Annotated in this window: 12 protein-coding genes; 2 read left to right on the top strand and 10 right to left on the bottom strand. The window is 53.2% G+C overall.

Translation table 11 applies throughout. The annotated features are described in order from the left end of the window. Positions 1-240: 240 nt before the first annotated feature. From RAC89_RS22180 to RAC89_RS22170, 3 genes are read right to left on the bottom strand one after another with little or no spacing between them, the layout of a single operon-like run. A complete protein-coding gene (locus RAC89_RS22180) occupies positions 241-1,374 on the bottom strand; it encodes an ABC transporter permease (RefSeq protein WP_306615810.1) in 1,134 nt (377 codons plus the stop codon). Further along, complete coding sequence (locus RAC89_RS22175) at positions 1,367-2,554, bottom strand: ABC transporter permease (RefSeq protein ID WP_306615809.1); 1,188 nt, start codon at positions 2,552-2,554, stop codon at positions 1,367-1,369. The genes RAC89_RS22180 and RAC89_RS22175 overlap by 8 nt, the downstream gene beginning before the upstream one ends. A gap of 13 nt (positions 2,555-2,567) precedes the next feature. Beyond that, positions 2,568-3,503: an ABC transporter ATP-binding protein gene (locus RAC89_RS22170; protein WP_306615808.1), complete on the bottom strand. Its 936-nt coding sequence runs from the start codon at positions 3,501-3,503 to the stop codon at positions 2,568-2,570. Between the two features lie 143 nt (positions 3,504-3,646). On the opposite strand from RAC89_RS22170, the gene RAC89_RS22165 reads away from it, so the two are divergent. Then, positions 3,647-4,774 carry a sensor histidine kinase gene (locus RAC89_RS22165; RefSeq protein ID WP_306615807.1) on the top strand — a complete coding sequence of 376 codons (1,128 nt, stop codon included), beginning with the start codon at positions 3,647-3,649 and terminating at the stop codon, positions 4,772-4,774. A gap of 23 nt (positions 4,775-4,797) precedes the next feature. Further along, positions 4,798-5,457: a response regulator transcription factor gene (locus RAC89_RS22160; protein WP_306615806.1), complete on the top strand. Its 660-nt coding sequence runs from the start codon at positions 4,798-4,800 to the stop codon at positions 5,455-5,457. Positions 5,458-5,475: 18 nt separating this feature from the next. Here RAC89_RS22160 and RAC89_RS22155 read toward each other — a convergent pair whose 3' ends face one another. The 7 genes from RAC89_RS22155 to RAC89_RS22125 all read right to left on the bottom strand — a co-directional run bounded on the left by RAC89_RS22155 (position 5,476) and on the right by RAC89_RS22125 (position 14,116). Beyond that, a complete protein-coding gene (locus tag RAC89_RS22155) occupies positions 5,476-6,405 on the bottom strand; it encodes a stalk domain-containing protein (protein ID WP_306615805.1) in 930 nt (309 codons plus the stop codon). A gap of 131 nt (positions 6,406-6,536) precedes the next feature. Beyond that, positions 6,537-7,664, bottom strand: a complete 1,128-nt coding sequence (locus RAC89_RS22150) for a serine hydrolase domain-containing protein (protein WP_306615804.1) — start codon at positions 7,662-7,664, stop codon at positions 6,537-6,539. 228 nt (positions 7,665-7,892) lie between these two features. After that, a complete protein-coding gene (locus RAC89_RS22145) occupies positions 7,893-8,900 on the bottom strand; it encodes a Bug family tripartite tricarboxylate transporter substrate binding protein (RefSeq protein ID WP_373429984.1) in 1,008 nt (335 codons plus the stop codon). A gap of 25 nt (positions 8,901-8,925) precedes the next feature. After that, positions 8,926-10,443, bottom strand: coding sequence for a tripartite tricarboxylate transporter permease (locus RAC89_RS22140; RefSeq protein ID WP_306615802.1), 1,518 nt, complete (start codon positions 10,441-10,443; stop codon positions 8,926-8,928). Positions 10,444-10,464: 21 nt separating this feature from the next. Further along, positions 10,465-10,926: a tripartite tricarboxylate transporter TctB family protein gene (locus RAC89_RS22135; protein ID WP_306615801.1), complete on the bottom strand. Its 462-nt coding sequence runs from the start codon at positions 10,924-10,926 to the stop codon at positions 10,465-10,467. A gap of 171 nt (positions 10,927-11,097) precedes the next feature. After that, entirely contained in the window at positions 11,098-11,655 is a 558-nt protein-coding gene (locus RAC89_RS22130) for a hypothetical protein (RefSeq protein WP_306615800.1), read from the bottom strand. A gap of 157 nt (positions 11,656-11,812) precedes the next feature. After that, positions 11,813-14,116 (bottom strand): DUF4962 domain-containing protein, encoded by a 2,304-nt coding sequence (locus tag RAC89_RS22125; RefSeq protein ID WP_306615799.1) that lies wholly within the window; start codon positions 14,114-14,116, stop codon positions 11,813-11,815. Positions 14,117-14,122: the final 6 nt, after the last annotated feature.

The raw sequence follows: 14,122 nt of genomic DNA, 5'->3' as shown, positions 1-14,122 counted from the left end.
CTTAAAGTGTTTCCGTCCAGCTTAACCTCTCGCACGTCGACTGCAGCTCCGGTAATTTTTATTTTGATAGAATTTTCAGACTATTCAGTTACTTAATTCTATCTTATTATGAATCATATGATTTAGCAACTTGGATTATGGACTTTTTTTCTTGATTTTGAACCTATTTTTTTGCCCGGTAAAAGGAATAGGACCGCCCCCTTCGGGACGGCCCTGACATTGTGTAAGCGTTTCAACGCATTATGTCTCGTTCGGCTTAAGGATAACGGATCCAAGCCCCAGCAGCACTACAGCGAACAGCAGCAGTACACCTAGATGAAGAGCGATTCCCGGTATAGATCCGCCGGACGCTAATCGGTTCATCGCATCGATAGCCCAGCTTTGGGGCACAAAATGGGCGAGCTTTTGCAGAAACTCCGGCATAATGCCGATTGGCCAGAAGCAGCCTCCCAGCATACAGGTGGGGGTTATCACCATGGCGTTGAGGGCGCTGACATTCTCCACATTGCGCATGGCTCCAGCTACGCTGCTGGCCAGCCCCATCACCGCCAGCAAGAAGCAGGCGAGCACAAGCAGGTGAGGCAGAAGTCCGACGCCATAATCGAAGCCAACGACGTATCGGGTAACGAGAACTACCACAACCACTTGAATGATTCCAAGCAAAAAGCTGCCCAAAAAATTTCCGAAGGCGATCTCGAAGGACCTTACGGGTGCGGCGTACATTCTTGCCATTGTCATTCCCTTTCGATCCTCCAAAATTCCGGCAACAGCTGTGTGAACGAGGCCCATCATAAATAAAATAAGAAACCCGGTGATCAAATGCAGCGCAGGGTTGGCATACAGCCGGTAATCCGTAATTTTCGACTGCACGCGATGCTTTTCCATTTCTAGAAGCGCGTTTTCCAATTCCCCGGGCGACGCCCCGGCTGCCGCTAGCATATGCTCTGCTACTTTCACCTGTTCGATTATTTGACCGACGGTGAGCCTCAAGCTCAACGTGGATTCGGTGGCGGACAGCTCCCATTGCTGCACGGACATCCTTTCTCCCCGTCGCAGCGATTCGGTGAATCCCTCCGGTATGAGCAAGGCTGCCTGAACCTTCCGGGACGTCACCGCCTCTTTCAAATCCTCCGGCTTCCCCGCCTCGGTGAAACGAAAGCCCGAATTCCTTTGAAGCTCCCGGATCAAATGGCTTCCTACATGTCCCTGATCGGCGTTCATGTAAGCGACCTCCGTAATTCCATTCGGACTCTGCCCGAAAAAGGCGACCAGGAACGACACTACCGCGACGGGAATTACGAAGTGAAGGAGGATTCCCTTGCGATGACCCATCGTTCGTTTCACTACATTCCACGCAATGATAAAGCTATTCATGGTAACCCGCCCTTCGGAAGATCATGAATGAAAGGAGCATGAGTCCCAGGCTGACGGCAAGCAGCACGGAGACATACGGGAGCACCTCAGCTGCTTCCTGATCCAGCATGATTCGCAAAATGCCCTGCATCGCCCAATGGTTCAGCGTGAAGTTGCCCCAGCTTCTCAGCAGCTGTCCCATATCGGGAAGGAAACCGCCGCTAAGGAAGGTCATGACGATGATCAGAAACTGAAACATGGTCGTAACCCCCTTGGTCGTTTTGCCTACAATCGCCGCTATCGTCGAAAGACTCATCGACGCAGCGATGACCAAAAGGCATATACACAGCAGCAGGAGCGGCTGTTTCCCCCAGTAAACGCCATATAGAAGCCACGACAAGACGATGATCATCAGACACTGCAGCAGAGAAAGGAAGCCGTTGCCGGCCATTTTCCCAAGGATGACCTGGTTCATGGTAATCGGCATCGAGGTTAGCCTTGTCAGCGTGTGCTGCTCCCGCTCCTGGACTAAGCTGATGGCAGCTGTCATGCCCGAATACAGCATGAACATGATCATCATGGCTGTGGCATAATATTGGCCGGCCGTATGCGTTCTGCCGTTGCTTAACTTATCGATTTCTACAGATGCATTTGCTTCCTCCGCCAGGGGTCCGGATGCCGTCTTTACAAGCTCGCGAAGCTGCTCCGCCCCAAGATGCTTCTGTGACAGTACCGTAGCCTGGATGCTGTTGATGCGATTTACATAGCTGTTTACAACCGATTCCGCAATGATGTTCTGCCCGTGATCCTTGCCGCGAATCAGCTCCCACTCCGCCTGTTTGCCCTGCATGAGCGCCTCGGTGAAGCCTTCGGGGATCACAACGGCATAGTCCGCCTCTCCCGTTCGAACCGCACGCTCCGCCGCCTCCCGCGAGTCCATAACGACCGGATCCAGCCAGGTCAATAGAGCCGCGTCCTTCCCAAAAGCAAATAGCGGGTCTCCGGGCTTGCCCGGCGTCTCCTGAACGATGACCATTTTCACAGGCTTCATCACTCGGTCTTCCACCTTAAAGACGGTTGAGAGAGCTGAGCCGAGAATAAAGATCAGCAGCAGCGGCATGAGAAATAAGACGAACATGACCGATTTGAGCCGGCTAAGCCGCTTTAACTCATAGATGGCGATGGTAACTGCATTCCCCATTACCCCACCTCCCCTAATCTCGAAGCGTTCTGCCCGTTAAGGACAGGAATAACGTTTCCAAGTCCGGCTCGACACGGGTTAACGACTGTATGATAACCTGATGCTTTTGCAAAATAAACAAAATGTCCTGAAGGTACGATGAAGCATTCTGCAAATACACCTCAATCGTCCGGTCCTGTATAACCGCCTGCCGAATTCTCGGGTGCTGACGGATCTCTTCAACCGCCGCCTCCACCACCTGAGCGACGGTAATGGACAGCTTCTCCTCCTGGGCAACGTGCGCCTTCAGATCCTCCTGGGTTCCGTAAGCGATAAGTCTGCCGTGGTCCATAATTCCAATCCTGCTGCTGATGGCCGATACTTCCTCCATATAATGGCTTGTATAGATGATCGTAGACCCCATTTGATTCAGCTTGCGCACAGAGCCGAGTATATGATTGCGGGACTGCGGATCGATGCCTACTGTCGGCTCATCCATAATGATCAGCTCCGGCCGGTGCATGATCGCACACGCAATATTGAGACGGCGCTTCATCCCGCCGGAGAAGGTAGCCGGGCGGTCCGACTGCCGGTCTTGCAGGCCGACGAACTCCAGCGCCTCCTCCACTCTATCTTGAAGCAGCTTGCCGCGAAGTCCGTACAGCCTGCCGAAAAACAGCACGTTTTCCCGGGCGGTCAAGTGCTCGTAAATCGCCAGCTCCTGGGGCACTAGGCCGATCTTCCTTTTCACTTCGAGCGGCTGACGCGAAACGGACAGGCCTCCCAGAAAAATTTCACCTTGATCGATGCGAAGCAGTCCGCTCAGCATCTTGATGGTCGTGCTTTTTCCCGCCCCGTTCGGTCCCAGCAATCCGAAGATTTCCCCCGCACGGACGCTCATGGTCAAATGATCCACGGATAGGTGATTGCCGTACCGTTTGGTTACGTCTTTGATTTCAACAAAGCTCATGTCACTCTGCTCCCTGCTTCCTTTTATATAGCTTCATTTTACTGTAAGCGGTGCATTTGAACAGGTAGATTTCGTCATCTAACGGAAGTGACCAAAGTCATATTCCCATTCGTGTGCTATAATCACGGGTGGAGGCGTTATTCATGCTGATTGCACTAATACGTTATTTGCTTATTTTGCTTCCTGCTATAGGTGCTGTCTATATTCTGCCTTTGTCCATCGGCGGGTTGCTGACCTTTCATGTACTGCTATTGCTGGCATGGGCGGAGCTTCGCAGAGCTTGGGTTCCTCGCGGCCTTCAGCTGTTCGCTGCGCTGCTTGAGATGTTGTATGTGACCTGGCTTGCCTATAGCTACGGCAGCTTGATGCTTTTGTGCCATTTGTCCACGCTGAGTACTTATATGCGTCATTCAGAAGGGTCCCCTCGCTGGTTTTTGCTGGCCCTGCAGTTCGTCCTGCTGCAATATTCGTTCTGGCCTAGGCCGCTGCCGGAGCTGCAATGGGGCGGCAGTCTGCTGTTCCTGTCGGCCGCTGCGCTACTACATAACGTTTCGAACGCTGAGAAACACAAGCTGGAGCAGGCTGTCCTCTATGATGAGCTTAGAAGAAAAGCGAATGAGCTGGATGCCGCCAAAAATCGAGTGCTGGAGTATGCCGGTAAGGTAGAGCACCTTGCTCAGGTGGAGGAACGAAACAGGATATCTCGGGAAATCCATGACGATTTGGGACACCGGCTGATCCGCTTGAAGATGATGCTGGAGGCGGCGGTAAAGGTGGGGCCTACCGATCCGGACAAGGGTCTGGAGTTGACGCATCAGGTGTTATCCCAGCTTAGCGAAGGGATGGAGAAGCTCCGATTTACGGTACGCAAGCTGAAGCCGGAGGAACGGGAAGTCAACAGCTACTCGTTATCCAAGCTGATTGAAGGGCTAGCGGCCGAGGCGCAAATTTCCGTTCGTTATGAAGTAAAGGGCAACCCGATGCAGCTGTACCCAAGTCTGGAGATTGTCCTATACCGGAACGCACAGGAAGCGATTACGAACGCCCTGCGGCACGGCCGTGCAACGCTTGTGGATATTCAGCTTAGCTACGAGCCCTCGGCGGTAAGATTAACCGTGACCAACAACGGCATCGTTCCGGACCCGGTCCGCATTCACAAGGGCTTGGGGCTAAGCGGGATGGAGGAGCGGGCCAAGCTGCTTGGCGGCGAGCTGCATTGGGACTGCGGCTCCCGGTTTGGAATAACGACAGTGCTGCCTTTGCGCAGCTGAGTAAAGAAAGGAGCTGGATAAATATGATCCGTTTATTGATCGTTGACGATGACCCGTTCATTCGGGAAAGCCTGAAAATGATATTGCAGCTGGACACCGATTTATCCGTCGAGGGCACCTGCGGGGACGGCGAGGAGGCGTACCGGTGGTTTGAAGCCGGAGGAACGGCCGATGTGGTTCTCATGGATATCCGTATGCCGGTTTGTTCCGGAGTCGAGGGCACCAAAAAAATAAAGCAGCTCTCTCCATCGACGCATGTTCTCATTTTGACTACTTTCGATGATGACGAATACATCGCGCAGGCCTTGAAGAATGGGGCCAGCGGCTACTTGCTGAAAAATATTGCTCCGGATCGCATTGTCCAGGGGATCAAGACGGTCCATCACGGCAATTTGCTGATCCATCCGGATATCGCGAGAAAGCTGACCGATTGGATTCAGCCCCAACCGTCCGCAGCTCCGGTCACCCGAGACCGATCCTCTATACTTGATTCCTACGGACTGACCCCCACAGAAAAAACAGTCGTAGCGCATATCGCCCAAGGCCTCTCAAACAAAGAAATCGCCCAGGAATTGTTCCTGAGCGAGGGGACAGTGAAAAATTACATCACCGAGATATTAAGCAAGCTTGCTCTGCGAGACCGGACGCAGATTGCTATATTTTATTTAAAGCAGGATGCCTGAAGGAAGACGAAGCGCGCCTTACTTTTGTCCCGTGGCGCGCTTATTCGCTTCCGATTCGAGATCCGTTTTATCTGTCAAAAAGATGGAGTATTGCCCTTCGACCGTGCCTTTTACCAATTTCAGAATACCCCGATAATAGCGATTAGCCGTATAGTAATTGTTATTGCCGATGTATTGGGTCGTTTCCTGGAAGTAATAATTGTAATAATCAAACTCATCATTGGAATCGTCGCGCTTCTCCACATAAATCGGCTTCTGGACCAGTGTCAATTCATTATTGACCTTGAGGCTGGCAGCGGATTTCAGATGATCCCTTATCATGGCAAGCTTCTTCGTGTGTACTTCCCCGGAAATGACATAGTTCCCTTCCGAGCTGTATACCTGGGTCGGCTGCTCCTTCCACGCCTTAGCTAATTCCTTTTCACTCACGAACAATTCATAAGTGATCCGATCCCTCACCTTTTTCAGCCCGCTGGTATCAATGCCCATTCTTCGCACATCGGATAACCGATAATACAGATCGTACGAATAATTGCCTCCGGTCGGGTCATCGTTAGTGAGCATAACGGGATATTCCGCCCCCAAATAACGATACGTGACGGAGGTCGGATTATACAGCTTGATTTCCCCGTAGATCTCCTCGTTCGGATTCGGCTTCTGTTCGGAATTAAGAAGACTGTTGATATAAATGGTATTGGTATCGCCGCGCCAGATTACATTCGCACCCAGCAGCTTGCTTATTTCCTTCAATGGGAGATAGCTGGTATCCTCGTAAACTAAGGTGGATCTTTCCAGCTTCACGGGTGTCCCGTTGATTACGACATTGAAATCAGGACGAAGATACGCCTGAACGCTTTGCAGGACTTCCTGGGCATAGGCCCCTGCAGTAAACGCGCCGCTCAGCAAGGCTCCCATCAGCAGGACGCGGTGCCTTCGGTTCACATTCATCACAAACCTTTCTCATCGGAAAGTTACATTTGAAACATCGGATATTTATCTATTCGACAAAAGCCGATATTTTCCTGCTTCTGATTAGGCAGTGGTGAAAAATGAACGAAGGCAGCGGCAACTAAATAGCGCTATCGGACAAACGTGCGCATACCTGCAAACGATTGAATCGCTTCCTCAAGCCGATCGGTTGCCTGCTGATTCCGCGGCAAACTTCCGTTCGTTCTCACCGCTTGAAGAATCCTGCGCAGCGTAAGCTCCGGCATATGTGCATCCTGTGAATCGGCCGTCAGAGCTGCAATCAGCTGCAGCGCCGGAACGACGAAGATACGTTTGCCCGCAGAGCCTGCAGCGTAGAACACGTCGTAGACTCTCTGCTTATCGACCCCGATCTGCTTGAGATACCAATAGAACCCGTAGCCTCCTTGCGAACCGTCGGCAAGCGTTTGTCTCACTCTAGTAGTAAGTGATTCTTTGACCCATTGGCGCGGCAGGATCGCTTTGCTCCCCCACTGCCCCTTCTTTAAATAAAGCAGCCCCAGCTTCGCCATGTCTTGAGCCGTCAAAGTTAACGCCCAAGCCCCGATGGTATGACCTTGGGGATCCTGGTTCCAGGTGAAGTTCGTAATGCCAAGCGGCTCGAATAAGCGGGTCTTGGCAAACTCAGCCAAGGTTTGTCCCGTTGCCCGCTCCAATATAGCGGATAGCAAATGGGCATCTCCGTTACTGTAATTAAACTTGGTTCCGGGGTCATGCGCCATCGGCCGGTTCAGGATATATTCCACCCAGTTCGGTGAAAACATCATTTCAACGGAGGATTGATCCATATGGTTCACCCAATGGATTCCTGATGTCATCGTTAAGAGATGCTTGACGGTAATTTTTGATTTAAGCATATCCCCGGCGAGCTCCGGTAAAAAGGACGCCAGCGTTTGATTCAAGCTTTGCAGCTTGTTCTCGGACAGAGCGATGCCGACCAGTGCCGAGGTAATACTCTTGGTGACGGATTTCATGTCCTGCAGACTGTCGGGGTGCAGCGGCTCTCGATAAGCTTCTGCAACAAGACTGCCCTTGCGAATGACTACCAGACTGTGAAGCTCTTGCTGTTCCGATGCGGCAACCACATCTGCCAAGGCATTTGAATCGATTCCTTGCGATTCGGGAACAGCCTTGCTCCATCCATTCGTCGGCCAATGTGACGTTTCGTCCGACGGCTTCTGGATGATAAGCCGGTTTCTCTGTTTTTGTTTTTTCGTCATTGCCTCCAGATCCTTCCGAATAATGGTATGGTTATCTCTATATATATTTGCTTTGTCAGTGTACTCCCCAAATATGAAATGACAATGAATCAAACCTTAAGAAAAACTGAAGATGATGGTAATTCCTTCCGTCCCTTCCAGCAACTCAGGTTAGTATGTCCTAGGATAAACAAAAAAACTGCTAACCATTGGTTAACAGTTCGGGCAATTAGCGCTTAGGTGACACCATTACTTTCTCATTCCGTACTTCGTCGCCAGCGCCGTGAAATAGTCGGTTTCCTTCTTAATGAACCCGGCAAAATCCGTCGAGTTCAAATACGCGGCTTCCATCTGCATGTTTTTCAGCTTCTCTTGGAAGCCGGGATCCTTTGCCATCTTCGCAATGGCGGCATCCCATTTCGCCCGGATGGCATCCGGCGTACCGACCGGCAAGGACAATCCGGTCCACCATTTGACCGTTAGTCCTTTCACTCCCTGCTCGGCCGCGGTCGGCACATCGGGAAAATAAGGGCTGCGTTTGTCTGAGACGACAGCCAGCAGCTTGATTTTGCCCGCCTTGGCTAAGGGGTAAAGCTCCGCTACGGTGTGTACGGCAAGGACTGCATGCCCGCCGGCAATCATTGGGGCCGAATCCGCCGCTCCCTTGGTTGCCACCATACGCGTTTTGCCATAATCCGCACCGATTGCGCCGGCCCATTCCGCTACGGCAAAGGAGGAGAAGCCGGCAGGCCCTACACTGGTCCAGGTCAGCTTCTCGGGGTTATTTTTAACCCACTCGGAGAACTCCTTGAAATCCTTCCACGGAGCATCGGCACTTACGGCAAAAGCAGCCGCATCCTCCACAATTTTCGATACAAAGACGTGATCCTCGATCTGCACCGGAGGGTTGGGTGTTCCGCCCGTCAGCATCGTCGTGCTGGAATTATTGTCCGCCAGCACCGTATAGCCGTCCTTTGGCGACTGCTTCAAGGCTGCCTGCGCCCCGATCGCCCCCCCGCCGCCGGGCTTATTCACGACAACTACCGGCTGCTTCCACTCCTTGCTGACATAATCCGCCACCGCTCTAGCTACCAGATCGACGCCTCCGCCGGCGGCGAACGGTACGACGTATTCGATTTGCTTCTCCGGGTACGAGGCCGCCGTTCCGCCGCTGCGCGCAGCGCAGCCTGACAGCACGACCCCCAGCGCCAAGAGGGCCACCGTCGAAAGTACTAGCCATTTCCGCATTCGTTTCATCCTCTCCCTGCATTCTCCTGTAGACTCAAGAGATCTCCAGCTCTTCTCCCGTTTGTTCTTTCATTTTTTTAGCCGTTCTTCGTTTCAGCCTTACCGAAATAAAAACGAGTACGATTGCCGCTGCCATTAGTCCAAGCGTGATAGGTCTTTCTACAAAAATACCGAGACTTCCTCCCGATAAAGCCATCGATTGCAGAAAGGATCGTTCCATAATGGGACCCAAGATAAAGCCGAGCAGCAGTGGAAGCACCGGCCACCGGTATTTCGAGAAGTAATAGCCCGCCACTCCGAAAACAATCGCTACGAAAACATCAAATAAGCTGTTTCGGACGGAATAAGCCCCAATAAAGCTTAGCAGCAATATAACCGGCGCCATGACGCTGAAGGGGATCCGTGTAAGCTTCGCCCACATCCCGACCAGAGGCAAGTTCAGCACCAGCAGCATGACATTGCCAATAAACATACTTGCAATGACGGTCCACACGAACGCCCCGTTCTGCTCGAACAATACCGGTCCGGGCGTGAGCCCGTAGATCATTAATCCCGCCAGCAGAATCGCCAGGGGCGGCGAAGAGGGAATCCCTAAGGCAAACAGCGGGATAAAGCCGGCCGAGCTGGTTGCATTGTTCGCCGCTTCCGGTCCGGCAACCCCCTCCATCCGTCCCTTTCCGAATTCCTCCGGCTTCTTGGACACCTGCTTCTCCAGATCATAGGCTAAGAAGGAAGAAATTGCGGCGGAGCACCCCGGCAGCAGCCCAAGCACGAAACCCAGCATGCCTCCGCGGAGAAAAGCAGGCGTACATTGCCTTATATCCCTAACGCTCGGGTAAATACTCCCCAGCTTGGCATCGGCGATCTGCGCGCGTTTCTCCTCCATTCCCTTCAGCACCTCGGCAATGGCAAACAGTCCAATGATGATACTGATCATTTCGAAGCCTGCTGACAGCTCATTAGTGCCATACGTAAACCGGGTTAACCCGGAGAAACCGCCGATGCCAACCGAAGCCAGCAAGCACCCGAAGGCGGTCATAGCCAGCGCCTTCAGAAGCGAATTCCCCGCCAAATTCACAATGACGGTAAACGCGAGCAGCATTAAGGCAAAATATTCCGGGGGTCCGAACCTCAGTGCCTGATCCGCCAACATCGGGGCGAAGAAGACGAGACCCACGACTCCGAGTACCCCAGCTACAAATGACGCAATCGCTGCAATACCCAGCGCCGGCCCCCCGCGGCCCTGCTTCGCCAGCGGATAACCGTCAAGACATGTGGGGACCGATGATACCTCCCCCGGGATATTCATGAGGATCGCCGTGGTGGATCCTCCGTACATAGCCCCATAATATATGCCCGCGAGCATAATGATGCCTTGGGCCGGCTCCAGAATCGCCGTAATCGGCAGTAAAATGGCAATCGCCGATGTCGGTCCGAGTCCGGGGAGTACTCCCACGAAGGTACCGACAAGTGCTCCTATCGCCGCCATGAACAAATTTTCCAGCGTGAGGGCTGAAGCGAAGCCGTTCAGCAGCAAGAACAAGGTGTCCATTTCCGATTCCTCCCTTCGCCTTTACCAGCCGAATATGCCTTGCGGAAAGGACATGTGAAGCCACTCGATAAACAACACATTCAGCAGCACCGTGATGACGCTGGAATAAAGAACAGGCTTCCACCACCAGGACGAACGCGATCCGAACAGGACAAACAGCCCTACACCGGTAAGCCAGGTGCTGAGTAAATACCCAAGAAAAGGCATCAATAATGCGTATCCGAGCAAAATGACGACACAAATGCCCATCCTGAACTGCACCTTTCCTTCAGGAAACGCCACTGGAAACGACTCCGCCCGAAACCCTGAAGCAATCATGACGCCCAGAACAAATAACCCAATCCCAAGCAAGGCGGGAAAGGTATGGTCGCCCGTGAACCAGCGGTGGCCGTCAGGGTAAAGCCTTACCGCTTCCGCAACCGAGAGCAGCCCCAGCACCGCGGCTATGGAGCCGCCTACCCGATCGGCTATGGTATGTCTCACAGCTTCACCTCCCTTGCTTCACCCAAGCGAATCCAGCTTGCTCCTTACGCATGGGCAAGAGCTTATACCTTTGCTAACCATTATATTGGGCGGCCGCCTGATTGGTTCCCGGCCACGGCGATATTCCCGAAACGAAAAAAAGCAGCCCCCTTCCGGGGGCCGCTTCAGCCGTTAGACCTTCCTGGTTTTGCGCAGTATATAAAGGAGCAGTGCAGCGAACAGCAGTCCGACGACAACGGTTCTGTTTCCCGTAATGAAATCCTCCCCGGCATCCGCTCGTTGAAGCGGCTTCTTCCCTTCACCGAGCTGCGCCGTATCCTCTGCCGCGGCCATGAGTGCCTTCGTTCTATCGCAAATCGTCGTTTGCAGTCCGTCCTCTCCCTTCCTTGCATACACCACATACTCCGTGTTCTCCGAGAAGGTGAAGCCGCAGCTGGCTGAGCTTGTCGCCGTATATACCGTCTGCGAGGCTTGGGGCTCCCCCTTCCATACCTGCGAAACCTCGAACGTTACCGCAACCGGATCCGCGGACGAGCGAATAAACCATTGGCCCGGACCTGCGATTTTGACCGCCTTCCCTACAAATACCGCATCCGAGCTCTCAAGGGATTCCTTTACGGACAGAGGCATAGCACAAGAGCAAGCATACACGCGTTCGGGAACGGCACCATACATTAGGCTCAATAGCAGCAGTGCTGCGATAACCAGCTGGAGTCCCTTTCTCATCATCGCACTTCCTCCTCTACGAATCGGCATTCTTACCAACGTAGACGCTGCGGTCTGCCATTTAGTTACATTCCACGCAAAAAAACCGTCATATCCCCGTCGGTTTGCGGCAATCGGCCGATCCCCCGGGAATACAACGGTTTCTGAAACGCATTCGGGCTTAGTAAGCCTTAGGCACCTCGACTTTGCGGGTTACCCCGTTCTCTGTAAAGTAAATGTGTACGCCATGGTCCTGATCATCCATAAAATACGATACGTATTTCGGCTCGTTCTTCTTAATCGGTACCAGCAGTGTTGCGATTCTGTGGCTTCGTGCAGGCTTGGTTGCCGCCTTCAGATGCCAGTGAAGCGGGAGACCTTCGATTTCGGAACAATCCACTCCCGGGAAGCCCTCGGTTTGCGACAGCTCCAGCTCGCCGGAGGAGCAGTACACGAAGCGGCCGTCCAGGTCCGCCTTGTTCCCTTGCAGCTTGAACGTCTGTCCGTTCAGATTCATCCCGTGTAAGGTCTGGAAAAGCCAATCGACACTGCCCGGCTGGGCCAAGTCAATATGGTCCACCACCACTACATACGACTCATCGAAGAAATAGAGTTCACGCACATATCGCTCCAGGTAAGGAACATTCTCCTTATAAGCTGCCGTTGCGTTGCAGCGGGAATAGCCGTAGCCGTCTCGCTGTTCGGCCTCCTCAACGAAGCCGGAGGCCGCCATGTTCAGCACCTTGTTCGTCCCCGCATACTGACCTTGACCGTCGATCAGGATATTGTTCGTCGAACGTGTCTGCTTCCGCCATTGCATATGCATCGTGCTGCCGAACGCCACGTAATAGCCGCTCTCAATAGCCAGCGGTTCTCCGTAGGCATGAAGGAGGAAGCCGTTTTGATCGCCGTGGCTGTGGCTGATTGATCCGTACTTGCTGCTCTTGGTCAGCAGCATGACGTGGCGGTCCGGGTCGTGCATATTGGCATGGAAGGCGACCCAGTCGATATCCCGGAACCATTTGACCGAAGAAATCGAATCCGCCGTCGGCTCCTCCGCCGTAACCTCCGGATAATCGTGCCGGTATACCATTTCGTCAAAGCGGAAGTCCCACCAGCCGTAGTTGTAAAATTTCAGCTCCGAATCGGTATCGGTCGCCTTCACCTTCTCGAAGTACCACTGATACAATCCGTTGCCCGTCACTCCGGCGAACTGTCGAATGTTAAAGCCCGTCTTGAGGCTTACCGGATCACCCAGCGTGGATTGGTCTCCGAAGCTGGCACGTATCGTATCCGGACTGAAGCAGTACAGCGGGAAATCACCGGTTTTGCTAAAAAACGGACGCTTGTAAAAATCAATGCCGGTATATTTCTTCAGCAGGTTCATCGCTTCTGTAACGAAGGCCATGCCCGTTGTCCAATACATCGGTCCTTCGGCCCATCCGCCGTCCGCGCCGCCCCAAGGGCTGTACAGTCCCGCGTAATATTCCAATGTGTAATCGAGCCACGCTTGAGCTTCGGTTTTTTCCCCCAGCATGGCAATACAGCAGGGGACCAATACGCTGGAAAGGGAACGAACCGCATGACTGTCAAATGGAACATGATGGATTTTCGAGCGCTCTATCACATGAAAAGCGACCTGCTCCGTACGCCGCAGCAAATGCTTGCCTACCTCTTCACGCTCCTCGGCGCTCAGATAGTCGTGAAGCCAGTCATAGCCCCATGCCAGTGCGCCGGCGATTCGGAAGGCCGCTTCGTCATTGTAGTCCCGCGACGTCGTTCCTTCGTCATTCCATGAACAAACATGCAGGAGCCAAGCTTTCGCTTTCGCAATGAGCTCTTCATCCTCGAGCACGACACCGGCAATAGATAGATGGCGTATCGCGTACAGCGTTTCTTGGCAATCCATATACATCTGCCGCCAAAGCTTTGCCACCCGTTTATTCTCCGGATACGGCAGCGGCTCCTGAATCAGCTCTTTGTTTATCCAGGGCTTAACGGACCGTTCGAAGAACACATCCCAACCGCAGAAGGAAGGATCCTCCTTGATCTTCTTGCGGAAGGCTGCCAGCTCCGGGGCTTGGAGCCATAATCGAGGATGGGCCTTCTGTGCTCCGGCATACCGATCAGACCTCGACGGAAGCGCTGTAACAGGCAAGCCCTCCTTCACCTCGAACCGCCTTACTACGCTCCATTCCGTTTGGCCGTCCTCTGTCAGTAAAGCATACCGCCAGTAATAGGTTCCGGCAGCAAGAGGTGCGTCGGGCGTATATAAGTTCAATGGAATCGGCTGAATCGTTTGAGTATCCGCCGCTGTAAAATTTTCCGCAGATGAAATTTGCAGGACGTATCGGTCATGGTCCAGCTGGGCCGGAATCCAGGTAAACCGCGGCGGATTCTCAATCAATTGCGTCGTCTCGTCCGGTTGGTATTGTACGGTCAGAACCCCGCTTTGGGGCTGATACAAGGGTGCCTTGCTGCTCATGAAGCT

The organism is Paenibacillus sp. GD4, assembly GCF_030846225.1.
Taxonomy (GTDB): domain Bacteria; phylum Bacillota; class Bacilli; order Paenibacillales; family NBRC-103111; genus Paenibacillus_G; species Paenibacillus_G silviterrae.
Note: the sequence above shows the minus strand (reverse complement) of the source record. Positions and strands in the feature narration are given on the sequence as shown.